General features: G+C 72.6%; 23 protein-coding genes. 11 read left to right on the top strand and 12 right to left on the bottom strand.

Annotated features, from left to right (window positions below; translation table 11 throughout):
• Positions 1-49: 49 nt before the first annotated feature.
• The 3 genes from EDD40_RS24500 to EDD40_RS24510 are packed head-to-tail and all read right to left on the bottom strand — an operon-like array spanning position 50 to position 2,474.
• Positions 50-799, bottom strand: a complete 750-nt coding sequence (locus EDD40_RS24500; protein ID WP_123745020.1) for an amino acid ABC transporter ATP-binding protein — start codon at positions 797-799, stop codon at positions 50-52.
• Positions 796-1,626, bottom strand: coding sequence for an amino acid ABC transporter permease (locus EDD40_RS24505; RefSeq protein ID WP_246037792.1), 831 nt, complete (start codon positions 1,624-1,626; stop codon positions 796-798). The genes EDD40_RS24500 and EDD40_RS24505 overlap by 4 nt, the downstream gene beginning before the upstream one ends.
• Complete coding sequence (locus EDD40_RS24510; RefSeq protein ID WP_123745022.1) at positions 1,623-2,474, bottom strand: ABC transporter substrate-binding protein; 852 nt, start codon at positions 2,472-2,474, stop codon at positions 1,623-1,625. Before EDD40_RS24510 ends, EDD40_RS24505 begins: the two co-directional genes overlap by 4 nt.
• A 62-nt stretch (positions 2,475-2,536) precedes the next feature.
• On the opposite strand from EDD40_RS24510, the gene EDD40_RS24515 reads away from it, so the two are divergent.
• Both EDD40_RS24515 and EDD40_RS24520 read left to right on the top strand, forming a co-directional pair.
• Positions 2,537-3,442, top strand: coding sequence for a phosphoribosylaminoimidazolesuccinocarboxamide synthase (locus tag EDD40_RS24515; RefSeq protein ID WP_123745023.1), 906 nt, complete (start codon positions 2,537-2,539; stop codon positions 3,440-3,442).
• A 71-nt stretch (positions 3,443-3,513) separates the two neighbouring features.
• A complete protein-coding gene (locus EDD40_RS24520; RefSeq protein ID WP_123745024.1) occupies positions 3,514-4,224 on the top strand; it encodes a polysaccharide deacetylase family protein in 711 nt (236 codons plus the stop codon).
• On the opposite strand, the gene EDD40_RS24525 is transcribed toward EDD40_RS24520, so the two are convergent.
• Together EDD40_RS24525 and EDD40_RS24530 are read right to left on the bottom strand one after the other, a co-directional pair.
• On the bottom strand, positions 4,146-4,757 hold the full coding sequence (locus EDD40_RS24525; RefSeq protein ID WP_123745025.1) for an MBL fold metallo-hydrolase: 612 nt from the start codon (positions 4,755-4,757) through the stop codon (positions 4,146-4,148). The two genes, EDD40_RS24520 and EDD40_RS24525, sit on opposite strands and share 79 nt — an antisense overlap.
• A gap of 128 nt (positions 4,758-4,885) precedes the next feature.
• Positions 4,886-5,857, bottom strand: coding sequence for an NAD-dependent epimerase/dehydratase family protein (locus tag EDD40_RS24530; protein WP_123745026.1), 972 nt, complete (start codon positions 5,855-5,857; stop codon positions 4,886-4,888).
• A 273-nt stretch (positions 5,858-6,130) separates the two neighbouring features.
• Here EDD40_RS24530 and EDD40_RS43725 point away from each other — a divergent pair, with 273 nt between their 5' ends.
• The 5 genes from EDD40_RS43725 to purL all read left to right on the top strand — a co-directional run bounded on the left by EDD40_RS43725 (position 6,131) and on the right by purL (position 10,066).
• The gene (locus EDD40_RS43725; protein WP_246037793.1) at positions 6,131-6,397 is read left to right on the top strand and encodes a hypothetical protein; all 267 of its coding nucleotides are present in this window, start codon (positions 6,131-6,133) and stop codon (positions 6,395-6,397) included.
• A gap of 8 nt (positions 6,398-6,405) precedes the next feature.
• Entirely contained in the window at positions 6,406-6,669 is a 264-nt protein-coding gene (locus EDD40_RS43730; protein WP_246037794.1) for a hypothetical protein, read from the top strand.
• A 228-nt stretch (positions 6,670-6,897) separates the two neighbouring features.
• Positions 6,898-7,137: a phosphoribosylformylglycinamidine synthase subunit PurS gene (purS, locus tag EDD40_RS24540; protein WP_033428368.1), complete on the top strand. Its 240-nt coding sequence runs from the start codon at positions 6,898-6,900 to the stop codon at positions 7,135-7,137.
• Positions 7,134-7,805, top strand: a complete 672-nt coding sequence (purQ, locus tag EDD40_RS24545; RefSeq protein WP_123745027.1) for a phosphoribosylformylglycinamidine synthase subunit PurQ — start codon at positions 7,134-7,136, stop codon at positions 7,803-7,805. The genes purS and purQ overlap by 4 nt, the downstream gene beginning before the upstream one ends.
• Positions 7,805-10,066, top strand: a complete 2,262-nt coding sequence (gene purL / locus EDD40_RS24550) for a phosphoribosylformylglycinamidine synthase subunit PurL (protein WP_123745028.1) — start codon at positions 7,805-7,807, stop codon at positions 10,064-10,066. Before purQ ends, purL begins: the two co-directional genes overlap by 1 nt.
• A 54-nt stretch (positions 10,067-10,120) precedes the next feature.
• Here the strand turns inward: purL and EDD40_RS24555 are convergent, their stop codons facing one another.
• The 3 genes from EDD40_RS24555 to EDD40_RS24565 all read right to left on the bottom strand — a co-directional run bounded on the left by EDD40_RS24555 (position 10,121) and on the right by EDD40_RS24565 (position 12,778).
• Complete coding sequence (locus EDD40_RS24555; RefSeq protein WP_123745029.1) at positions 10,121-10,927, bottom strand: lysozyme; 807 nt, start codon at positions 10,925-10,927, stop codon at positions 10,121-10,123.
• Between the two features lie 110 nt (positions 10,928-11,037).
• Positions 11,038-11,850 carry a lysozyme gene (locus EDD40_RS24560; protein ID WP_246037795.1) on the bottom strand — a complete coding sequence of 271 codons (813 nt, stop codon included), beginning with the start codon at positions 11,848-11,850 and terminating at the stop codon, positions 11,038-11,040.
• Between the two features lie 82 nt (positions 11,851-11,932).
• The gene (locus EDD40_RS24565; protein ID WP_123745031.1) at positions 11,933-12,778 is read right to left on the bottom strand and encodes an aldo/keto reductase; all 846 of its coding nucleotides are present in this window, start codon (positions 12,776-12,778) and stop codon (positions 11,933-11,935) included.
• Positions 12,779-12,887: 109 nt separating this feature from the next.
• Here EDD40_RS24565 and EDD40_RS24570 point away from each other — a divergent pair, with 109 nt between their 5' ends.
• Complete coding sequence (locus EDD40_RS24570) at positions 12,888-13,772, top strand: LysR family transcriptional regulator (protein WP_123745032.1); 885 nt, start codon at positions 12,888-12,890, stop codon at positions 13,770-13,772.
• On the opposite strand, the gene EDD40_RS24575 is transcribed toward EDD40_RS24570, so the two are convergent.
• Positions 13,716-14,699: a pentapeptide repeat-containing protein gene (locus EDD40_RS24575; RefSeq protein ID WP_123745033.1), complete on the bottom strand. Its 984-nt coding sequence runs from the start codon at positions 14,697-14,699 to the stop codon at positions 13,716-13,718. The genes EDD40_RS24570 and EDD40_RS24575 overlap by 57 nt on opposite strands.
• Position 14,700: 1 nt before the next feature.
• Entirely contained in the window at positions 14,701-15,816 is a 1,116-nt protein-coding gene (locus tag EDD40_RS24580; protein WP_246037796.1) for a pentapeptide repeat-containing protein, read from the bottom strand.
• Between the two features lie 149 nt (positions 15,817-15,965).
• Here EDD40_RS24580 and EDD40_RS24585 point away from each other — a divergent pair, with 149 nt between their 5' ends.
• Both EDD40_RS24585 and EDD40_RS24590 read left to right on the top strand, forming a co-directional pair.
• The gene (locus tag EDD40_RS24585) at positions 15,966-16,787 is read left to right on the top strand and encodes an SAM-dependent methyltransferase (protein ID WP_123745035.1); all 822 of its coding nucleotides are present in this window, start codon (positions 15,966-15,968) and stop codon (positions 16,785-16,787) included.
• A 96-nt stretch (positions 16,788-16,883) separates the two neighbouring features.
• Complete coding sequence (locus tag EDD40_RS24590; protein ID WP_201437874.1) at positions 16,884-19,043, top strand: putative bifunctional diguanylate cyclase/phosphodiesterase; 2,160 nt, start codon at positions 16,884-16,886, stop codon at positions 19,041-19,043.
• Here EDD40_RS24590 and EDD40_RS24595 read toward each other — a convergent pair.
• Both EDD40_RS24595 and EDD40_RS24600 read right to left on the bottom strand, forming a co-directional pair.
• Positions 19,040-20,062 carry a glucose 1-dehydrogenase gene (locus EDD40_RS24595; RefSeq protein ID WP_123745036.1) on the bottom strand — a complete coding sequence of 341 codons (1,023 nt, stop codon included), beginning with the start codon at positions 20,060-20,062 and terminating at the stop codon, positions 19,040-19,042. The two genes, EDD40_RS24590 and EDD40_RS24595, sit on opposite strands and share 4 nt — an antisense overlap.
• Complete coding sequence (locus EDD40_RS24600; protein ID WP_123745037.1) at positions 20,059-21,966, bottom strand: glycoside hydrolase family 15 protein; 1,908 nt, start codon at positions 21,964-21,966, stop codon at positions 20,059-20,061. The genes EDD40_RS24595 and EDD40_RS24600 overlap by 4 nt, the downstream gene beginning before the upstream one ends.
• Between EDD40_RS24600 and EDD40_RS24605 the strand changes: the two genes are divergently transcribed.
• Positions 21,965-23,881: a glycoside hydrolase family 15 protein gene (locus EDD40_RS24605; RefSeq protein ID WP_123745038.1), complete on the top strand. Its 1,917-nt coding sequence runs from the start codon at positions 21,965-21,967 to the stop codon at positions 23,879-23,881. The genes EDD40_RS24600 and EDD40_RS24605 overlap by 2 nt on opposite strands.
• The last annotated feature ends 10 nt before the right edge of the window (positions 23,882-23,891 follow it).

Consider the following 23,891-nt stretch of genomic DNA (forward strand, 5'->3'; position numbering starts at 1 on the left):
AGAGTAGGGGTCACTCGTCCGATACCCCAAGTGGAGTCTCCCGAGCGGCCTAAAGGCGGCCTGCCTCGATGATCCGCCGGAGGAACTGCCGGGTGCGCGGGTGCACGGGCTCGCCGAGCACCTGCCCGGGCGGTCCGGACTCGACCAGCCTGCCGCCGTCGAGGAACACCACGCGGTCGGCCACCTGCCGGGCGAACCCCATCTCGTGGGTGGCCATCAAGATCGTCCGCCCGCTTTCCGCCAGCTCCCTGACCAGCGCCAACACCTCGCCGACCAGTTCCGGGTCCAACGCGCTGGTGATCTCGTCCAGCAGCAGCAACCGCGGCGAGTAGGCCAGCGCCCGCGCGATCGCCACCCGCTGCTGCTGCCCGCCGGACAGCCGCTCCGGGTAGCTGCGCGCCCGGTCCGCGAGACCCACCCGGTCCAGCAGGTCCAGGGCGTTGCGCTCCGCCTCGCCGCGGGGCACGCCGTGCACCACGCGCGGCGCGAGGGTGACGTTGTCCAGCACGCTCATGTGCGGGAACAGGTTGAACGCCTGGAACACGATGCCCATGCCGCGCCGGGCCACGTCGGCGTCCACCCGCGGGTCGGACACGTCCACCCCGTCGAGCAGCACCTGGCCGTCGTCCAGCTCCTCCAGCAGGTTCACGCAGCGCAGCAGGGTCGACTTGCCCGAGCCGGACGACCCGATCACGGCCACGACCTCGTGCTCGCGCACGTCGAGGCTGATCCCGTCCAGCACGGTGCGCTCGCCGTAGCGCTTCACGACACCGCGCACGCTGAGCACCGGGTCGGTCATCGTCCCCCCTGACGGCGTTCCAGCCGGCGGCCCAGGGCGTCGGCGAACCGCGCCGTGGGCACCGCGAGCAGCACGAACAGCAGCCCCGCCACCACGTACGGGGTGAAGTTGAACGCCCGGGCGTGCTCGATCTGCGCCGCGCGCACCGCGTCCACCGCGCCGAGCACGGAGATCAGCCCGCAGTCCTTCTGCAGCGCCACGAAGTCGTTGAGCAGCGCGGGCATCACCCGCCGCACCGCCTGCGGCAGCACGACCAGCCGCAACGTCGCGCGCGGACCCAGGCCGAGCGACCGCGCCGCCGCGACCTGCGAGGGGTGGACGGACTCGATGCCGGCGCGGAACACCTCGGCCACGTACGCGGTGTAGGCGAGCACGAGCGCCGCGCCGCCGAGCACCACGGAGTCGTTGGGCACGCCGGTCAGCCGCAACGCGGGCAGGCCGAACCCGACCAGGTACAGCAGGATGATCAGCGGCAGGCCGCGGAACAGGTCCACGTACACCGTGGCCAGCGCCCGCAGCGGGAACCACACGGGGCCGCGCAGCGTGCGCATCGTCGCCACGAGCAGCGCCAGCACCACGATCAGCACGCCGCACACCGCCAGCACGCGCAGGTTCAGCCAGAGCCCTTCGAGGATCGCGGGCAGCGACCGCCACGCCATCTCCACGTCGAAGAACGACTGGCGCACCCGCGGCCAGCCGGGCGCGCCGGTGACGCCGACGCCGACCGCGACGGCGAACACGGCGGTCGACAGCAGGGCGACCAGGGTGGACCGCCGCGAGCGGGAGCGCTTGTAGGCCGAGCGCTCCCGCTGCAGCTCGCTGGTCACTTCAGCTCGGGTGCGGTGCCCGCGGAGGACAGCCATTCCTGCTCGATCCTGGTCAGCGTGCCCTCGGTGCGCAGGTTCTCCACCGCCGTCGAGACGCACGCGGTGAGCGGGCTGCCCTTGTCCAGCACGATGCCGAACTGCTCGGGCTTGCCGTCGCCCGCCGGGATCTGGCCGACGATCAGGCCGTCCTCCAACTCCGCCGACGTGATGTAGAACGCGGTCGGCAGGTCCACCACCAGCGCGTCGATCTGCCCGGCGCGCAGCGCGGCCTTGGCGTCGTCGTTGGTGTTGTAGACGGCCACGTCCTGCTCGGGCTGAAGGCGCTGGGCGGCGTCGAAGCTGGTCGTGCCGACCTGCGCGCCGATCTTGACCCGCTTGAGGTCCGCCAGCGTCTTCGCCGACGCGGCCTTGGACGAGTCCAGCGTGATCACGGCCTGGTCCACGTCGTAGTACGGCGCGGAGAAGTCGACGGCCTGCCTGCGCTCCTCGGTGATCGAGAACTCGTTCAGGTCCATGTCGTAGGTCTTGCGGCCCGGCTGGATGGCCGCGTTGAACGGCACCCGCGTCCACACCACGTCGGTCTTCGCGTACCCCAGCTCCTCGGCCAGCGCGTAGGCGACCGCGGACTCGAAGCCCTTGCCGTTGGTCGGGTCGTCGTCCACGAACCACGGCTCGTACGCGGGCTGGTCCGTGCCGAAGGTGATCTTGCCCGCGGTGAGCGTCGGCAGCTTGTCCTTCGTGCAGGCCACGCCGTCCACCTGGTTGGTCGGCGTCGTGGTCTCGTCCGCGGGGGCGCAGGCGACCGCGAGGACGGCGGTCACGGCGAGTATCAGTCCGGGTGCACGCATGGGAGGCATCTTGCCGCAGGTGGGAAGGGCGGCCCACGAGCTGGGACAAGTACGCTTCGGCCGTGCCCAAGCTCGCTGACTACCGCCAGGTCGCCGCAGGCAAGGTCCGCCAGGTCCACGAGGTGGACGAGGACCTGCTGCTGTTCGTGGCGTCCGACCGGATCTCCGCCTACGACCACGTGCTGACCACGGAGATCCCCGACAAGGGACGCGTGCTCACCGCGATGAGCGTGTTCTGGTTCGAGCGGTTCGCGGACCTGGCGCCCAACCACCTGGTGGCGTGGGACGACCCGCGCATCCCCGCCGAGGTGCGCGGCCGGGCGCTGCTCGTGCGGCGGCTGGAGATGGTCCAGGTGGAGTGCGTGGCGCGCGGCTACCTGACCGGGTCGGGCATGGCCGAGTACCGGCGGACCGGGTCGGTGTGCGGCGTCGAGCTGCCGCCCGACCTGGTCGAGGCCTCGGAGCTGACGCCGCCGATCTTCACCCCGGCGACCAAGGCCGAGCTCGGCGCGCACGACGAGAACGTGTCGTTCGAGCACGTCGAAGCGCAGGTGGGCGCCTCGTTGGCGGCCCGGCTGCGCGAGGCCACCCTGGAGGTCTACGGCGCGGCCCGGGAGTTCGCCCGGTCGCGCGGCGTGGTCCTGGCGGACACCAAGTTCGAGTTCGGCCTGGACCGGTCCGGCGCGCTGGTGCTCGGCGACGAGGTGCTGACGCCGGACTCGTCGCGGTACTGGCCGCTGGAGGGGTACGAGCCGGGGCGCGTGCAGCCGTCGTTCGACAAGCAGTACGTGCGCGACTGGCTGACCTCGCCCGCCTCCGGCTGGGACCGGGCGTCCGACACCCCGCCGCCCCCGCTGCCCGACGACGTCGTGGCCGCCACCCGCTCGCGGTACGTGCAGGCGTACGAGCGGATCACCGGCCGCTCGTTCGCGGACTGGCCCGCCCCCGAGGGGACCGGCGCGCGATAGTTCGCCGGCTCCGCACCCGGCCGTCACCTCGTCTTCGAGCGGCCGACACCCCGGTGCGGCGCACTGGTGGCGTGGTCGCCGAACTCGTGGTCTCGCTGTCCGGCATCGGGCCGAGCACGCTCGCCCGGTGCGCCGGCCTCGCCGCCGAGCTGGACCGGCGGCGGGTGCCGTTGTCGCTGCTCGTCGCGCCGCGCGACGCGGTGCCCGGCGCCACGTCGGAGTGGGTGCTGAGCCGGGTCGCCGCCGGCGACGCGCTGGTGCTGCACGGTCTCGACCTCCGGCCGGAGCCCGCGCGCCGGGCCGCGTTCCCCCGCGGGGGCTCCGCGCTGCCCGCGCACGAAGCGGGCCTGCGGCTGGTCGCCGCGCGGGCCGCGGTGGCGCGGTCGGGGCTGGCCACGGACCTGTTCGCGCCGCCCGGCAGGCCCGCCTCACCCGGCACGGTGGCCGCGTTGCGCCGGCACCGGTTCGCGATGTGCGCCGACGTGGCGGGCGTGCGCGACCTGCGCACCGGCGACGTGCGGCCGGGCCGGGTGCGGATGCTCGACGAGCACTGGAGCTACCTGCTCGGCGTGGGCCGGGCGGCGCGGCGCGGCGGGCTCGTGCGGATCGGCGTCGACGCGGCGGACCTCGACCGGCTCGGACCGCGCGAGGTGCTGCTGGAGGCCGTCGACCTGGCCCTGGGCCACGGCGCGTCGCCCACGACCTACAGCTCGACCGCCTCGCCGCGGGGCAGCACGACGACCTCGACGCCCTCGGGCGCGGTGCCGACCAGGACGCGGTAGAAGATCTCGGTCCGCGCCAGGATCGCCTCGTGGATCGGCACGGCCTTGCGCGGGCCGACCCGGGCCAGGAAGTCCGCCGCGTCGGACACCTTCATCCAGGGCGCGGCCGTGGGCAGGCCGAGGACGTCGACGCGCTGCTCGGGCACCTTCAGCGAGTCGCCGGGGTGGTAGAACGCGCCGTGGTCGACCAGGTAGCCGACGTTCACCGGCAGCTCGACCCGCTCGTGGATGACCTCGTGCGGCGCGTCGAGGACGCTGACGACCGTGCCGCCGAACTCCAGCGCGTCACCCGGCGCGACGACCTCCGCGCCCGCCAGGTCGAACGGGGCGACCAGCCGGGCGCCGGGGTTGGCCGCGCGGACCGCGGCCAGCTTGTCGGGGTCCACGTGGTCGCGGTGCTCGTGCGTGACCAGGATCGCGTCCAGGCCCTCGACCACCTCGAAGCCCGACGAGAACGCGCCGGGGTCGAACAGCAGCCGCGCGGCGCCGGTGTCGACCAGCAGGCACGAGTGCCCGAAGTGGGCGATCAGCATGAGCGCTCCTCTCGTCCGGTCTCCCGGTCCTCGAGGAGAAGTTCTACTCCGCTCCGGGGACGGTCGCCCATCCCGCGTCGCCCGGTCGACGCGGCCGGTCGGCGTCGGTCCGTGTCGGTCCGTGTCGGTCAGTCCACGTCGTGCAGCAGGGCGTCCTCGACGTCCGGCGGCAGGCCCGCGCGTCGGGTGCGGTCCGGGTCGAGGGTCCGCTCGTAGGCCACCGCGTCCACCGCCGTCTCGGCCGTGGGCCGGACCCGCAGCCCGGCGGCCAGCGCGGGGCCCGCGTCGCGGAACATCATCGCCCGGTGCGACGGCGGCAGCCACAGCGGCAGGGATCGCGGCCCCACCCACGGCTCGACCCCGTGCCGCCGCAGGACCGGCTCGGGGATGCGGACCAGCACCGTGCCCGGCGGCGCGACGGCGCCCGCGATCTCGCCCAGCACCAGCGACAACGGGTTGGCCGGCCCGATCGCGTCGTAGGTGCCGGTGGTGCGCCGCTCGGCGGCGTCCACGATCCAGGCGGCGAGGTCGCGCACGTCGACGTGCTGCGCGGGCTGGTCCGGCGCGTCGGGCACGGCGACCCGGCCGCCCCGGGACAGCCGGTCGGGCCAGTACCCGAACCGGTCGCTCGGGTCGCCGGGGCCGGTGATGAGGCCGGCGCGGACGATGAACGCGCGGTCGCCGACGGCGTCCCGGACGGCGTGCTCACCGGCCACCTTGACCGCGCCGTAGCGGTCGGACGACATGGGCGCGTCGGGGTCGTCCTCCAGCGGGTCCAGGGTGGCCGTGGCGCCGGGGGTGGAGTGGTCGGCGTAGACGGAGCAGCTGGAGACGAACGTCCAGTGGTCCGCGGTCACCGCCCGCAACGCCCGGCGGACCCAGGTGACCGACATCTTCGCCACGTCCACCACCGCGTCGAAGCGGGCGCCCTCCAACGGCCCGAGGTCGACGTCCCGGTCCACGGCCACGAGCACCGCGCCGTCGGGCACCTGCCCGGACTCCCCCCGGGCCGCGCACACCACCTCGTGCCCCCGCCGCACCGCTTCGGCGGCCGTCGCCTTGCTGAGGAACACCGTTCCGCCGAGCACCAGGATGCGCATGGTCCCCACCCTGCGGTGCCCCCGGCCGCGCCGCCACCACGTCCGCCGATGGCGAACGCCCACCTCGGCCGGAAAGCGCGAGCACGCCCACCGACCGTCCGGAGGGGACCGTGCGCACTTCCTCGGCTCACCGGGCCTCGCCTGCTCCGAACTCAACGGGAAGGCGCACCGGAATCGAATTCCCGATCCACCGTTTCCGGTACCAGTGGTCCACGCGGGACACGTCCGGGGCGAATGGCTCCAGCTGAGTGGGGCAAGTGCCGATAAGCCCCTGTGGCTGTGCAAGCTTTTGTGGATGAATCACGCCGAAAAGACACGTACTTCCTCGCTGCGGCGCTGGTCGGCCTGAGCGATCTGGTCCGCCTGCGCACGGCACTGCGAAGCCTGCTCTTTCCCGGCCAGCGTGAGTTGCACTTCCAGCGCGAGACGCCGCAACGGCGGAAGTCGATCCTGTCCAGGGTGGTGGAGTTGGAGGTGCGGGTCGCTCTCCATCACGCCGATTGTCGGCGGAGCGAGGAAGCGGCTCGCCAACGTGCTTGATCCGGTTGGTGGACGACCTGCTCGACGTCGATGCGCGGCGACTCGTGCTCGACAGCCGGCCCGGTCGCGACCAGCACGACATCCGGACGATCCGAGATGCCTCCGGCAAACGCCCGCGGGACAGAGGACTTCTGTACGAGCACTTCGACAGCGCGCTCGAACCGCTGTTGTGGTTGGCCGACATCGCCGCGTGGAGCTACGGCGCGGGTGGCGACTGGAGCCGTCGCGTCGCCCCGGTGATCGGTTCCGTGATTCGGCGTGATTGGCCCTAGAAAGCGCGAAGCACGGCCGCCGACCGTCCGGACGGGTGCCGTGCTCACTTCCTCGGCCTACGGGGCCTCGGCGAGATCAGGTTAGCAGGAACCGGCACTGGAACGCGGCATCACGATCGGGTGATCCCAGGTGAACGTGTGCTGCCCACCACGTGCGAAGTTGATGAACACACAGGTCAGGTAGGCTCCGCGAGTACCGCCAGCCCTCCTAGCTTGGAGCAGCCTGTCGTGGCCCGAGTCGTCGTCGACGTCATGCCGAAGCCCGAAATCCTCGACCCGCAAGGACAGGCGGTGGCCAACGCGCTGCCCCGTCTCGGGTTCGACGGAATCACCAGTGTCCGCCAGGGCAAGCACTTCGAGCTGGAGGTCGCCGACGACGTCGACGACGCCACGCTCGCGAAGATCGCCGAGACCTTCCTCGCCAATCCCGTCATCGAGGACTGGGTCGTGAGGCGGGTGGAGGCATGAGGGTCGGGGTCATCACGTTCCCCGGCACGCTGGACGACGTCGACGCCGAGCGCGCGGTCCGGTATGCGGGCGGGGAGGCGGTCAAGCTCTGGCACGCCGATCACGACCTGAAGGGCGTCGACGCGGTCATCGTGCCCGGTGGGTTCTCCTACGGCGACTACCTGCGCTGCGGCGCGATCGCCCGGTTCGCCCCGGTCATGCAGGAAGTCGTGGACGCGGCCAGGAAGGGCATGCCGGTCCTGGGCATCTGCAACGGCTTCCAGATCCTCTGCGAGGCGCACCTGCTGCCGGGCGCGCTCATCCGCAACCACAAGCTGCACTTCGTGTGCCGCGACCAGTGGCTGAAGGTCGAGAACAACTCGACCGCCTGGACGTCCCGCTACGACCAGGGCGCGGAGATCCTCGTGCCGCTGAAGTCCGGCGAGGGCGGCTACCAGGCCGACCGGTCCACGTTGGACGAGCTGGAGGGCGAGGGCCGGGTGGTGTTCCGCTACGTCGGCGACGACCCGAACGGCTCCCGCAACGGCATCGCGGGCATCACCAGCGCCAACGGCCGGGTCGTCGGCCTGATGCCGCACCCCGAGCACGCGATCGACGCGCTCACCGGGCCGACCGACGACGGCCTCGGCATGTTCCTGTCCCTCGTCGACTCGGTGGTGAAGGCCTGATGACCGTCGACACCGTCAAGAACGCCGAGAGCACGCCCGACCAGGAGCAGCCGTACAAGGAGCTGGGCCTGAAGGACGACGAGTACGCCCGCATCAAGGACATCCTGGGTCGCCGCCCCACGGACGCCGAGCTGGCCATGTACTCGGTGATGTGGAGCGAGCACTGCTCCTACAAGTCGTCCAAGGTGCACCTGAAGTACTTCTCCGACACGACCACCGACGAGATGCGCGCGAAGATGCTCGCGGGCATCGGCGAGAACGCGGGCGTGGTCGACATCGGCGACGGCTGGGCGATCACGTTCAAGGCCGAGAGCCACAACCACCCGTCCTACGTCGAGCCGTACCAGGGCGCGGCGACGGGCGTGGGCGGCATCGTGCGCGACATCCTGGCGATGGGCGCGCGCCCGCTGGCCGTGATGGACCCGCTGCGGTTCGGCCCGGCCGACGCGCCGGACACCCGCCGCGTGCTGCCGGGCATCGTGGCCGGCGTCGGCGGCTACGGCAACTGCCTCGGCCTGCCCAACATCGGCGGCGAGGTCGTGTTCGACGCGACCTACGCGGGCAACCCGCTGGTCAACGCGCTGTGCGTGGGCGCGATGCGGGTCGAGGACCTGCACCTGGCGCACGCCTCGGGCACCGGCAACAAGGTCATCCTGTTCGGCGCCCGCACGGGCCTGGACGGCATCGGCGGCGTGTCGGTGCTGGCCAGCGAGACGTTCGACGACACGGCGGGCAAGCGCAAGAAGCTGCCCAGCGTGCAGGTGGGCGACCCGTTCACCGAGAAGGTGCTCATCGAGTGCTGCCTGGAGCTGTTCGCCGAGCGCATCGTGGTCGGCATCCAGGACCTGGGCGGCGCGGGCCTGGCGTGCGCGACGTCGGAGCTGGCCAGCGCCGGTGACGGCGGCATGCACGTCTACCTGGACCGGGTGCCGCTGCGCGCCACGGGCATGACGCCGGCGGAGATCCTGTCCAGCGAGTCGCAGGAGCGCATGTGCGCGGTCGTGCGGCCGGAGGACCTGGACGCGTTCATGGCCGTCTGCGCGAAGTGGGACGTCATCGCGACCGAGATCGGCGAGGTCACCGAGGGCGACCGGCTGGTGATCACCTGGCACGACGAGGTCGTGCTGGACGTGCCGCCGCGCACGGTGGCGCACGAGGGCCCGGTGTACGACCGGCCGATCGAGCGCCCGGCCGACCAGGACGCTTTGCAGGCCGACACGCCGGACCGGCTGGCCCGGCCCGCCGCGGCCGAGCTGCTGCCGCTGGTGAAGTCCATGGCCGCGTCGCCGAACCTGGCGTCGAAGCGGTGGGTGACCCAGCAGTATGACCGGTACGTGCGCGGTGGCACGGTGCTCGCGCAGCCCGCCGACTCGGGCATGATCCGGATCGACGAGTCGACCAACCGCGGCGTGGCGCTGTCCACGGACTGCAACGGCCGCTACGCCAAGCTGGACCCGTACGCGGGCGCCCAGCTGGCGCTGGCCGAGGCCTACCGGAACGTGGCCACCACGGGCGCGACGCCGGTCGCGGTCACGAACTGCCTGAACTTCGGCTCGCCGGAGGACCCGGCGGTGATGTGGCAGTTCGAGCAGGCCGTGAAGGGCCTCGCGGACGGGTGCGCCGAGCTGGGCATCCCGGTGACCGGCGGCAACGTCAGCTTCTACAACCAGACCGGTTCGACGGCGATCCTGCCGACGCCGGTGGTGGGCGTGCTCGGCGTGATCGACGACGTCCGCCGCCGCATCCCGACGGGGATCGGCGCGGAGGCGGGCGAGACGCTGCTGCTGCTCGGCGAGACGCGCGAGGAGTTCGGCGGCTCGGAGTGGGCGCACGTCGTGCACGGGCACCTGGGCGGTCTGCCGCCCAAGGTGGACCTGGCGCGGGAGAAGCTGCTCGGCGAGGTGCTGGTGGCCGGTTCGCGTGACGGCATGCTGTCCGCCGCGCACGACCTGTCCGACGGCGGCCTGGCGCAGGCGCTGGTGGAGACGTGCCTGATCGGCGAGGTCGGCGCGCGGGTGTTCCTCGAGGGCGACCTGTTCACCGAGCTGTTCAGCGAGTCGACGGCCCGCGTGCTGGTCGCCGTGCCGCGCACGGAGGAGCTGCGGTTCACCGACATGTGCACCGCGCGCGGCCTGCCGTGGCGCAAGGTCGGCGTGGTGGACCCGGAGTCCGACGCGCTGGAGGTCCAGGAGCTGGGCTCGCTGCCGCTGGCCGAGCTGCGCGAAGCCTGGGAGGGCACCCTCCCGGCGCTGTTCGACTGACGTGCCGACGTGGTCGGCCGGGCGCGGGCCCGGCCGACCACCCCGGTGCGGGGATCAGCCGTTGGCCAGCGCCTGGAGCCGGTCGTAGGCCCCGTTGAACTGGTTCTGGTCGATCGGCGAGGACGAGTACTGCCAGATCGTGTAGAACGGCCACGCGTAGGGCAGGGTGCCGACGGTGGACGAGTAGCGCGCGACCCACAGCGGGTTGGTGGAGCTGAAGTCGCCGCTCACGCACTGGCTCCACCAGCTGGTGGAGGTGTAGATGACCGGCCAGCGGCCGGTGCGGGCGTGGTAGCGGTCGCTGAACGACAGGATCCACGACGTCATGCTCGCCTTGGACAACCCGTAGCACGTGGAGCCGTAGGGGTTGTACTCCATGTCCAGCGCGCCGGGCAGGGTCTTGCCGTCCCGGGACCAGCCGCCGCCGTTGTTGACGAAGTAGTCGGCCTGGGTGGCGCCGGCGGACCGGTCGGGCAGCGCGAAGTGGTAGGCGCCGCGGATCATGCCGACGTTGTAGGACCCGTTGTACTGCTGGGCGAAGTACGGGTTCCGGTAGGTGGTGCTCTCGGTGGCCTTGACGTAGGCGAACCGCTTGCCCTGTCCCCACCAGTAGTTCCAGTCGACGTTGCCCTGGTGTCCGCTGACGTCGATGCCGTACACGACGGCTTGGGCGCTCGGATCGGTCGGGATGACGACGCGCCGGTCGCCGCCGCCTTCGTGCTTGGCGATCTGCGAGCCCATGGCGTGGTCTTCGACGACGGGCGCGGCCTGGGCGGCGTTGGCTGATCCGGGTGCGGTTAAGCCGAGCACGGCCAGTCCGATGCCGGTCAGGAGAGCGGTGGTGGTGCGTGCGAGGTTCATGGGTGACTCCTCGAGCCAGTGCAGGGGGTTGACTCGTTGGGCAGTGTGCGGCACGGCTAACCAGTTCACCAAGGTTCTTGTTAATTAGTCACGAAAACGGAGCAACGGCGCTACCCCAGCGCCACCCTGAGCAACTGCTCGTCGTTGCCGTTGAAGAGGTTCTGGTCGCCCGGGAACAGCCCGGCCGCCCGCCACTGCCAGATCGTCTCGTAGGCCCACCCGTTCGGCAGCGGTCCGAGCTCGTCGGCGTAGTGCGCCACCCACAGCGGGCTCGTGTCGCCGAACCGGTCCGCCTCGCCGACGCACCGGTTCCACCAGGTGGTGGACGTGTAGATGGTCGGGTGCCGGCCGGTCCGCGCGAAGAAGCGGTCGCTGAACGCGCGCACCCACGCGCCCATCGCGGCCTGGCCCAGGCCGTAGCACGTGTCGCCGTAGGGGTTGTACTCCATGTCCAGCGCGCCGGGCAGGGTCTTGCCGTCGCGGGACCAGCCGCCGCCGTTGGAGGCGAAGAAGTCGGCCTGCGCCGCGCCGTCCGACCGGTCCGGCAGCGCGAAGTGGTAGGCGCCGCGGATCATGCCGACGTCGTAGGAGCCGTTGTACTGCTGGGTGAAGTGCGGGTTGCGGTACCCCGTGCCCTCGGTGGCCTTGACGTAGGCGAACCGGGCGCCGTCCGCCCACGCCCTGGCCCAGTCGACGTCGCCTTGGTGGCTGCTGACGTCCATGCCGGGAACGGAGCCCTCGAGGAGGGGCCGGGACCGCGCGGCCCGGCCCCCGCCCTCGTGCTCGGCGATCTGCGAGCCCGCGAAGTGGTCCGCGGACCCTTCGGGCAGCGCTCGGGCGTCAGGCGCCGGGACGATCGCCAACGTGATCGTGACGGCACCCAGTCGGGTGATCAAGGTGCGCAGCCGGGTGTGCGTAGCCATCAACGCCCCCATTCGGTCGGCAGGGCTGGTACGTCCGGCCTAGATCGTCAGGCCGGACGTCCGCCGCCGCATCCGCTGGGTGTCACCCGTCCAGGCGCTTCAGCTCCTCCTCGGACAGCCGCAGGTGCACCGCGTCCGCCGAGTCGGCGATGCTCGCCGGCCGCGACGAGCCCGGGATCGGCACCACCTGCGGCGCCTTGGCGAGCATCCAGGCCAGGCAGACCTGCTGCGGGCTCGCCCCGTGCGCCCGGCCGACCTCGGCGAACACGCCGAACCGCTCGCCCAGCTGCCCGGCCGCGCTGATGCCGCCGAGCGGGCTCCACGGCAGGAACGCGATGCCCAGCTCGGCGCACAGCTCCAGCTCCGGCTCGCTGGAGCGGAACGCGGGCGAGAACTGGTTCTGCACGCTCGCCAGCCGGCCGCCGAGGACGTCGTTCGCCTCGCGGATCTGCGCGGGGTCGAAGTTCGACACGCCCGCGAGCTTGATCTTGCCCGCGTCCAGCAGCTCGGCCAGCGCGCCGACGGACTCGGCGGTCGGCACCGCCGGGTCGGGCCGGTGGAACTGGTAGAGGTCGATCGCGTCCACGCCGAGCCGGCGCAACGACGCCTCGCACGCCGCCTTCAGGTACTCCGGGCGGCCGTCGACCTCCCAGCCGCCGCCGGGCACGCGGGTGTGACCGCCCTTGGTGGCGACCATGACGCCGTCGACGCCCTTGAGCGCCTCGGCGATCAGCTCCTCGTTGTGCCCGAAGTCGCTGTCGTCGGCCGAGTACGCGTCCGCGGTGTCGATCAGCGTGACGCCCTTGTCCAGGGCGGTGCGGATCGTCTCGATCGACCGGGCCCGGTCGGGGCGGCCTTCGAGCGACATCGGCATCGCGCCCAGGCCGATGGCGCTGACCTCGACCCCTCCGATTCGGCGAGTCAGCATGGTTGGCATACCTCCGTCTGTCGTACTGGTGCGCCCCCAGCTTGGGCGGTGGGCATTAAGCTGTCCAACAGAAGAACCTGATGCCATTCAGCAGTACGGGTGATGAATCGTGGAACTCCGCCAGCTCGAGTACTTCGTGGCCGTGGCCGAGGAGTGCCACTTCACCCGTGCCGCGCGGCGCATGCACGTCGCCCAATCGGGGCTCTCCGCGTCGATCCGGGCGCTGGAGGTGGAGCTGGGCGCGCCGCTGTTCGTGCGCAGCACCCGCCAGGTGGAGCTGACCCAGGCCGGGCGCGCCCTGCTGGTCGAGGCGCGGCGCGTGCTCGGCACGATCGACGCCGCGCGGGACGCGGTGGCGGCCGTCCAGGGGCTGCTGCGCGGCACGCTGGCCGTCGGCAGCATCCAGTGCCTGCACGCCGTGCACCTGCCCGCCGTGCTGGCCCGGTTCCACGAGCTGCACCCCGGCGTCGAGCTGCGGCTGCGGCAGGCGGGCTCCGGCGAGCTGGTCGACCTGGTCCGGGCCGGTCGGCTGGACCTCGCGTTCGTCACGTCCGGCCGGGCGGCCGACGACCTCGCGGTGTCCACCCTGTCGAGTGAACCGCTGGTGCTGGCGTGCGCGCCGGAGCTGCCGTTCGCCGAACGGGAGTCGGTGCGGCTGGCCGAGCTCTCCGGTCAGGCGTTCGTGGACTTCAACCCCGACTGGGGCACGCGCGACGACGTGGACCGCGCGCTGGCCACCGCCGGCGTGGACCGGCGGGTCGCGGTCGAGGTCAACGACGTGCACTCGCTGCTGGACTTCGTCGGCTTCGGGCTCGGGGTGGCGCTGGTGCCGGCGTCGTTCGCGGCCAAGCAGACCCGGGCGCGGTTCGTGGAGCTGCTCGACGCGCCGACCGCGGAGACCCTCGTCGTCACCACGCCGACGGTGAGCGCGGCGGCGTCAGTCCTGCTGGACATGGTCCTGGAGGCGGGCCGGGGGCTGCCCGTCGCCGGTTAGCCGCCAGCCCGCCGGGTCGTTGCGGAACGCGGTGCCCGCCGACACCTCGAGCGTGCCGACCAGCTCCGCCGGCGGTCGCGGCGGGACGTGCAGGAAGGTGCCGACCCTGGCCCCGCCGACGTCGACCTCCCGGGCGAACGCGGCGTCCTGGAACGAGATGCCGCCGTCGAACCTGCCGTCCCGGAAGTCCACCCGCCCGTGGAACGCGGCGCCGGAGAACAGCGCGGGCTTGGTGAGCACGGCCTCCGCGAACCGCGTGATGCCGTAGAACTGCGCGCGGCGGGCGACGAGGCGGCCGAACCGGCGGCCCTCCAGCCGGAAGTGCACGAGCTTCGCCCCCGTCAGGTCCAGCTGGTAGGGCGTGTCGTCGGGGTCCTCGCCCCAGGGCAGCAGGTCCGTGATGAGCCGTTGCGCGGTCATCCGGACGGTCATCTCGTGGTCCTGGGCCGGCTCGACCGCGCGCTGCTCGCCGAAGAACGCCTGGTCGGGGTCATCGGGCTGCTCCTCGAGGGACGCGTGCTCGAACGGCCGCCGCAGGTACGCGCACAGCACGCTGAGCACGGTCTGCTTGTAGCGCGGCGTGGTGTGGGCCAGGCCCGCGAGCACGTGCATCGCGCCCACCCTGACCTGGTCGGCCTCGTTGCCGAGCAGCTCCACGGCCCGCGCGAACCGCTCGTCGGCTGCCTTCTCGCTCTCCAGGGCGACCTTCGCGCCCTCCAGCTCGTGCCGCGCCTCCTCGGTGCGCCGCCGCCGGTCGTTGAGCCACAGCGCGTACAGGGCCACGATCGCGCCGCCGGCCAGCCCGCCGGTCTTGATCGCCTCCGCCTTCGGCTGCCCCGGGTCGACCAGGATCAGCGCCGCGGCCGTCGCGACCGTCACCACGATCGCGGCGAGCACGCTCGCGACCAGCAACCAGCGTCCCCGCACGTCAGCTCCTGACCAGTCCGAGGCCGCCGTCCTCGCGGCCCTCCACCACCCAGCCGTCGGGCAGGGCGTTCGGGTGCTCCAGGGACACCCGCAGGCCCCGCTTGCGCGCTTCGACGGGCTTCGCGAGCCGCAGGGTCAGGCCGCCGGCGAACCTCGCGTCCTCGAAGTCGACCGGTTCGGCGAACTCGCCGCCCTCGAACGTGACCGGCCCGGTGAACGCGACCCCGGCGAACTTGGCCGGGCCGAGGAACCTCGTCGCCGTGAAGTCGGCGGCCTGGCGGCACCTGAACCGGCTGAACCACGCCTTGCCGTGCAGCACCATGTCGTGCAGGTGCAGCCGCCCGTCGCTGGTGGCGTCGGTGAACCAGGCGCCGCCGCGCACGACCGCGTGGTGCAACGAGTTCGACTCGCGCAGGTGCGCGGCGCGCAGGACCAGGTCGCCGACCTGCCGGTGGGACAGGTCGAAGTACTCCAGGTAGGCCCGGGTCAGGTCCAGGTTGTAGCGCGGGGCGGCGTCGAGGTCGGCCCGGGGCAGCAGGTCGGCGACCAGCCGCTGCGCGGTGAGCCGGACCTCCAGCTCGCGCTCGTCCCGCACCAGCCCGTCGCCCTCCCGCGTCACGTCGAACGGCCGCCGCAGGTACGCGCACAGCACGTCGAGCACGGTCTGGGTGTACTCCTGGCGCGACCGCGCCAGCCCCGCCAGGGCGTGCATCGCGCCGACCCGGACCTGCTCCGCGTCGTGACCGAGCAGTTCCACCGATCGGGCGAACCGCTCGTCGGCGACCCGCGACCGGTCGTGTTCGGCCCGCTCGATCTCCAGCTCCTGCCGCTTGGACTCGATCCGCTGCCGGTCCTCGTCCGTGCGCCGCCGGCGGTCGTTGAGCCACAGCGCGTACAGGGCCACGATGGCGCCCGCGGCCAAGCCGCCGGTCTTGATCGCCTCCTGCTTCGGCGCCGCCGCGTCGGTGGCGAACAGCCAGCCCGTGACCAGCAGGAACGCGCCGATGGCGCCGAGCACGACAGGCTTGACCAGGCCACGCCGCCGGCGGTGCTTGATCATGAGCCAGACCAGCGCCGCCACCGAGACGACCGCGCCCGCGATCCACAGGTGCTTCACAAGGCCGTCATTCTTCCCGGTGATCAGATCGGGGGTGGGTGATTGAAGAACTCGCGCGAACCGACGGTGTGCTAACTCACCGGATTGGCCCATGATGTGGGTGTCACCGCAACGGTGGGAACACGAGCACGTCAGAGGAGAGCTTCCGGGTGGAGAGCGTGGATCGGCCCAACTGGGCGCCGGGCGACATCGACCTGGCCCGCCCGAGCATCGCCCGGGTCTACGACTACTGGCTCGGCGGGGCGCACAACTTCGCCGTCGACCGGGCCGTCGCGGACAAGGTGCTCGGGGACGTGCCGGTGATCAAGAGCATCGTGCTCAACCACCGGGCGTTCCTGCGCCGGGCCGTGCGGTTCATGCTGTCGCGGGGCATCCGCCAGTTCCTCGACCTGGGCTCCGGCATCCCCACGGTCGGCAACGTGCACGAGATCGCCCAGGCCACCGACCCGTCCGCCCGCGTCGTGTACGTCGACATGGACGCCGTCGCGGTCGCGCACAGCCGGGCCATCCTCACCGGGAACGAGCTGGTGAACGTCCTGCAGACCGACGTGCGCGACGCCAAGCAGGTGCTGGCCTCGCCCGAGGTGCAGGGGCTGCTGGACTTCGACGAGCCGATCGGCGTGCTGATGATCGCGCTGCTGCACTTCGTGCCCGACGCCGAGGACCCGCGCGGGATCGTGGGCGACTACCGCGACGCGCTGCCGGACGGCAGCTACCTGGCGATCTCGCACGCCGGGTTCGAGGAGGGCGACTGGGACCCGGCGTGGGACGACGCGCGCGGCGTCTACAACCGGGGCGTCAGCGAGATGTGCTTCCGGCGGCAGCACGAGATCGAGGGCATGTTCGACGGCTTCGACCTGGTCGAGCCCGGCGTGGCGCGGCTGCCGCTGTGGCGGCCGGAGTCGCCCGAGGACGTCGACGAGGGCGCGGCGCGCTTCATCAGCTTCGGCGGCGTCGGGCGGAAGGCCTGATGAACGGCCGCGACGCCGATCTCGCGCCCGGCCCGGTTGTCGACCGCGCCCCGCGACCGGCCGTATCCTCTGGGTTGTGGCGGTAGGCCGGCGGACATGACGGAACAGGTTGACCATCGGGTGGCAGCACCGGGCCGATCGAACCTCGACCCCGCCGTACTGGCCGGGGCGGAGTCCTTCGCCCGCACCTGGGCGACCGCCGTCATCGGGAGCAGCTACGTCCCCATGACGAGGGCCGAGGTCGCCGAGCACCTCCAGGCGTTGACGGAGGTGCTGGTCCACGCGCTGCACGCCAGCCCGTTCCGCACCGCGCCCGGCTACGAGATCGGCGCGCGCCTGGTCGAGGCGCACTTCACCGGCACCGACACGCTGGGCCGCACCGTGCAGCTGCTCGGCGACGACCTGCTCGGCGAGCTGGGCATCCAGCCGGACGAGCTGATGCGCTCGCGGCTGGCCGCGTTGCAGGGCGCGTTGGCCGCCGGGTACGCCCGCGCGCTACGCGAACGCACGCTGGCCGAGCAGGAGGCGATCCGCGCGGCCGTGCTGGACGCCCGTGACCAGGCCGAAGCCGCGCTGCGCGCGTCCGAGGCGAGGTTCCGGGCGATGTTCACCGAGGCCGCGATCGGCATCGGCATCGCCGACATCGAGGGCCGGATCCTGGACGTGAACCAGGCGTTGCAGGACATGCTGGGGTTCAGCGTCGAGGAGATGCGGCAGTACAACATCCGCGACCTGATGCACCCGGAGGACGGCGGCAGCGTCTGGCGGCTGTACGACCAGATCACCTCGGGCGAGTGCGACCACTACCGGGCGGAGAAGCGGTTCCGCCGGGCGGACGGCGAGCAGGTGTGGACGCACCTGACGCTGTCGCTGGTGCGCGACGACCACGGCGACCCGCAGTACCAGGTGGCGATGATCGAGGACGTCACCGACCGGCACCTGCTGCAGAACCGGCTGCGCTACCAGGCGCTGCACGACCCGTTGACCGGCCTGCCGAACCGGGCGCTGTTCCTGGAGCGCCTCGGCCGCGTGTTCAACAACCGGGCCCGCCACCGCGCCGGCCTGTGCTACCTGGACCTGGACGGGTTCAAGGTGATCAACGACAGCCTCGGCCACGACATCGGCGACCAGCTGCTGGTCGAGGTGGGCCGGCGGCTGGACCACTCGGTGTCCGGCGAGGGCAAGCTCGTCGCCCGGATGGGTGGCGACGAGTTCGTCATCCTGGTGGAGGGCTCGCAGGACACGCAGGACATCGTCGACGTCGCCGACCGCGTGCTGCGGGAGCTGGAGTCGCCGATCCGGATCGGCGGGCACGAGCTGACGGTGTCGGCGTCCATCGGCATCGTGGAGCGGGCGCTGTCCGGCACCACGGCGGCCGACCTGATGCGCGACGCGGACATCACGCTGTACTGGGCGAAGGCCGACGGCAAGTCGCGGTGGGCGCTGTACAACCCGGAGCGCAACGCCAAGGAGGTCGCCCGGTTCACCCTGTCGGCGACGATGCCGGCGGCGTTGGAGCGCGACGAGTTCTACGTGGACTACCAGCCGCTGGTGCGGCTCGAGGACAGCACCGTGGTCGGCGTGGAGGCGCTGGTGCGCTGGCAGCACCCCGAGTTCGGGCGGCTGGCGCCGGACCGGTTCATCGAGCTGGCCGAGGAGACCGGGCTGATCGTCCCGCTGGGCCGGTGGGTGCTGCGGCGGGCGTGCGAGCAGGCGCGGCGGTGGCTGGAGGAGTTCGGCGACTCCGCGCCGTTCGTGTCGGTGAACCTGGCCGTGCGCCAGTCCCGCGACCCGGAGCTGGTGCGGGACGTGAAGCGGATCCTGGACGAGTGCGCGCTGCCGCCGCACCACCTTCAGCTGGAGCTGACCGAGAGCGCCATCATGGGCACCGCCGACGAGCCGCTGGAGGCGCTGCGGGCGTTGTCGGACATGGGCGTGCGCATCGCGATCGACGACTTCGGCACCGGCTACTCGAACCTGGCGTACCTCAAGCACCTGCCCGTGCACGAGCTGAAGATCGCGGGCTCGTTCATGGAGGGCCTGCGCGCGGCGGACGAAGAGGACGCGGTGGACGCCCAGATCGTCTCGACGCTCGTGCAGCTGGCCCACGCGCTGCAACTGGGCGTCACCGCGGAGGGCGTCGAAACCCCGGCGCAGGCCAAGCGCCTGCACCGGATCGGCTGCGACACGGGCCAGGGCTGGTTCTTCGCCAAGCCGATGAAGCCCGAGGAGATCGACGACCTCCTGCGCCGCTAGGCCAGGTCCACGACCACCTTCACGTCGTCGGGCTCCTTCTCCAGCGCGTCGGTGAACCTCGCCAGCGGCACGCGGCGGGTGATCAGGCCGTTCAGCCACGGGCGGCTGGCTTCGGAGAGGGCCGTGGCCGCCGCCAGGTAGTCCGGCAGGCCCGCGTTGACCGTGCCGAACACCGTCTTGTTGCCCAGCACCATGCCGTCGAAGACGCCCGGGTCCAGCGGCACGGGGGTGTGCTCGCCCGAGATGCCCGCCACCACGGTGACCGACGCGCGGCGGGCGCACTCCCAGACCAGGGACGGGACACCGGTGCACTCGATCGCCACGTCCACCTCGGCGGCGACCCCGGCCAGGTCCGGGTGGTAGGTCGCGCCCAGGGTGGTGACCAGGTCGGGTTTGCGGCCGTCGGTGACGCGGTCCACCACGTGCACCTCCAGCCCCCGCTGCACGCCGAGCAGCGCGGCCAGCAGGCCGATCGGTCCCGCGCCGGTGATCAGCGCCGACCGGACCGGCAGGTGGGACCGCGCGGCCACCGCCGACACCTGCGCCCACGCCTTGGCCACCACCGACGTGGGCTCGGTCAGCACGCCCGCGTCACCCAGCGTCGGGTCGAGCTTCACCGCGAACTTCGGCGGCACGGTCCAGCGCTGGGCGCCGTACCCGTCGAGCTCCTTGATGCCGCGCTCGGTGTACTTGCCGTTGCGGCAGAAGTCCCACGCGTCGACCGCGCACGCCGGGCACGGCTCGGGGTCGGGCCGGCGCACCACCCCGGCCACCAGGTCGCCCGGCGCGAAGTCCGGCGTCGGGCTGCCGATCACCCGGCCGAGCGACTCGTGGAACGGCACGATGTGCCCCCGGCCGGGCGGCAGCCGGCCGAAGCCGTCGCGCACGATCTCCACGTCGGTGCCGCACACGCCCGCCAGCAGCCCCTCCACCAGCAGCTCGCCGTCGACCGGCCCGACCTCGCGGTCCACCACCCGCGACGCCGCCGGCTCACCGGGCACGACCTCGGCCGCCCTCACGCCGCACCGCCGCGGTGGCGCTCGTCGCGGGTGTGGCCGCCGAACAGCACGGCCGCGCTGTTCACCAGCGCCAGGTGGCTGAACGCCTGCGGGAAGTTGCCGAGCATCCGCCCGGTGCCCGCGTCGTACTCCTCCGCCAACAGCCCCACGTCGTTGCACAGGCCCACGAGCCGGTCGAACATCACCAGCGCCTCCTCGCGTCGCCCGGCCAACGCCAGCGCGTCGACGTACCAGAACGAGCACGCCAGGAAGCTTCCCTCGACACCGACCAGGCCGTCCACTTCGGACTCGCCGTGCCCCGTCTCGTACCGGTCCACCAGGTCGCCGTGCTTGAGCACCCGGGAGACCGCGTCCAGGGTGCCGACCACCCGCGGGTCGTCGCCGGGCAGGAAGCCGACGGCCGGGATCAGCAGCGTGGCCGCGTCCAGCTCGGTGCCGCCGTAGTACTGGGTGAACGCGCCCAGCGACGCGTTCCAGCCCTTCGCCAGCACCTCGGCGTGCACGGCCTCGCGCAGCTCGCGCCACCGCTGCACCGGCCCGGGCAGGCCGAACTCCTCCACCGCGCGCACCGCCCGGTCGAACGCCACCCACAGCATCACGCGCGAGTGGGTGAAGTGCCGGTCCGGTCCGCGCACCTCCCACAGCCCCTTGTCCGGCTGCTCCCACACCTTCTCCAGGTGCCGCATCATGCCGCGCTGCATGGCCCACGAGTCGGGCGTCTCGCCGAGGCCGCGTTCCCGGGCCAGGTGCAGCGCGTCCATCACCTCGCCGTAGACGTCCAGCTGCAACTGCCGGTAGGCCGCGTTGCCGATCCGCACCGGCCGCGCGCCCCGGTAGCCGGGCAGCCAGTCGACCTCCCACTCGACCAGGTGCCGCTCGCCGCCGAGGCCGTACATGATCTGGAGGTCGGCCGGGTCGCCCGCGACGGCGCGCAGCAGCCACTTGCGCCACGCCGCCGCCTCGTCCGTGCAGCCGAAGTTGTCCAGCGCCAGCAACGTGAACGTGGCGTCGCGCAGCCAGCAGTACCGGTAGTCCCAGTTGCGCTCGCCGCCGAACGTCTCCGGCAGCGACGTGGTCGGCGCGGCCACGATCCCGCCGGTCGGCGCGTACGACAGGCCCTTCAACGTGATCAGCGACCGCCGCACCGCCTCCGCGTGCGGCCCGTCGTAGCCGATCCGGGACGACCAGGCCAGCCAGAACGCCTCGGACCGCGCCACCTCCGCCATCGCGTCGACCGGCGCGGGCGGCTCGTCGGGCGAGTACGCGAACTCCATCACCCACGACAGCCGCTCACCCGCCGAGACGGTGAACTCCGCCTCGTGCGCGCGTCGGCCGTGCACCCGGTACGGCAGCCGGTCGCCGTACAGCGCGACCGCGGACGGGCCGGCGAGCGCGACGATGCACTCCTGCCCGTCCCGCTCGCCGCGCCGCACCCACGGCACCGAGTCGCCGTAGGCGAACCGCAGCACCCACCGCAACGACATCTCGACCTGCCCGGACACGCCTTCCAGCACGCGCACCACCCGCGTGTCGGCGTCCCAGTCGTCCTGCTCGGGCGGCATGGTGTCGATCAGCCGCACCACGCCGTCCACGGTCTCGAACTCGGTCTCCAGCACCAGGCTGCCGTCCCGGTAGGACCGCCGCACCGACACCACCTCGCCGGTCGGCGCGATCCGCCAGTGCCCGTCCTCCTCCGTGCCGAGCAGCCGCGAGAAGCAGGACGGCGAGTCGAACCGCGGCATGCACAGCCAGTCGATCGACCCGTCCCGTCCCACCAGGGCCGCCGTCCGCAGATCCGACAGCAGCGCGTAGTCCTCGATCCGTCCAGGTCCCGTGTCTCCCACCCCGACGACCCTACGTACCCGCGTTTGACGCCGCGCGGTGTTGCGCACCCAAGGAGGCATGACCTCCTTAGTCGTGGTGCTGCTGGCGAGCGTGTTGACCGTCCCCGGTCCCCCGGCCACCTACGCGCCGGCCGACAAGCAGGGGTTCGGCACCGCCCGCCAGGCGACGAGCCCGGTCTGGTTCACCCTCGGCCGCACCGGCCCCACCGAGGTCTTCTACCCCGACCTGAGCACGCCGGCGACCCGTGACCTGAGGTTGGTCGTCGACGGTCGCGCGGCGGAGGGCCGCACCGAGCCCGTCGGCAGGCTCCGCTACCGGCAGGAGTTCCGGGGCGACGGCTGGCAGGCCGACGTCACCTACACCACCGACCCGTCCCGGCCGACCGTGCTGGCCGACGTGCGGCTGCGCGCCGAACGGCCGGTGGACGTGCAGGTGGTCTTCGACCCGAACCTGTCCCGCGACGGGGACGACGACACGGCCGTCGAGCGGCCCGGGGCGCTGGTGGCCCACGACGCGCGGTCCGCGAGTGCCCTGGTCGCCGACGAGCCGATCACCTCGCCGACCTCCACCACGGGCAACGTCGTGCAGACCGGCGACCTGCGCGTGGACGGCGTGCGCGACCGCCGGGTCACGCTGGCGGTGGGTTTCGGGCCGACCGCCGGGGAAGCGCTGGCCACGGCGAAGAAGTCCCTGGTCGAGGGCTTCCCCCGGCACGCCCGCCGGTACGACCAGGGCTGGGAGGACTACCTCGGGGGACTGCGGCGGCCGCAGAGCGCCGACCGCGACCTCTACGAGACGTCGATGATGGTGCTGGCGGCGACGGAGGACAAGGCCCACCCCGGCGCGTTCATCGCCTCGCCGGGCTTCCCGTGGGCGTTCGGGTTCGACCGGGCCATCGCGCCGGAGTTCGGCTCGTACGCGCTGGTCTGGCCGCGTGACCTCTACCAGGTGGCCAGTGCGATGCTCGCGGCCGGCGACCGCGCGGCGGCCGACCGCGCGCTCGACTTCATGCTCGACGTGCAGCGGCAGCCCGACGGGCACCTGCCGCAGAACACCAGGGTGGACGGCGAGCCGCACTGGACCAACGTCCAGCAGGACGAGCAGGCCGCGCCGATGCTGCTGGCCTGGCTGCTCGGCCGGGCGGACCGGTCCACAGTGGACGCGCTGGTCGCGGTCGCCGAGTTCATGGTCGCCCAGCCGGACGCGCCGTTCACGCAGCAGGAGCGGTGGGAGAACCAGAGCGGCTACTCGCCGGGCACGATCGCCGCCGAGATCGCCGGCCTGGTGTGCCTGGCCGACCTGCTCCACCGGTCGGGCGACCCCCGCGCCGCGAAGTACCTCGCCGTCGCCGACGACTGGGAGCGCCGCCTGGAGGGCTGGACGGTCACCCGCACCGGCCCGTTCTCGCCCGACCCGTACTACCTGCGGCTCACCAAGGACGGGCGGCCCGACGCGGCCACCGCCTACAACCCCGGCGACAACCACCCGACGGCGATCGACCAGCGCGCCGCCGTCGACCCGAGCTTCCTGGAGCTCGTGCGGCTGGGCGTGCGCCCGCACGGCGACCCGGTCGTCCGCAACACCGTCGAGGTCGTGGACGAGCAGTTGGGCGTGGACCGCTTCTGGCACCGGTACAACGGCGACGGCTACGGCGAACGCGCCGACGGCGGGCCGTGGAACATCGGCCACGGCCGCACGTACGGCGGGCTGTGGCCGATCTTCGCCGGCGAGCGCGGCGAGTACGAGCTGCTGGCCGGGGACGTCGGCGCGGCCCGCCGCCGGCTGGCCGACATCGCCTCCACCGCGAACGCCGGGCGGATGCTGCCCGAGCAGGTCCGGGACGGCCGCGGCACCACGTCGGCGACACCGCTGGCCTGGACGCACGCCCAGTACGTGCGGTTGGCGTGGTCGATCGACGCGGGACGGCCGGTGGCGCGGCCCGCGGTGGTGGCCTGCCGCTACGCCGGCTGCTGACCACCGGGCC

It is taken from the genome of Saccharothrix texasensis, from assembly GCF_003752005.1.
Lineage (GTDB): Bacteria > Actinomycetota > Actinomycetes > Mycobacteriales > Pseudonocardiaceae > Actinosynnema > Actinosynnema texasense.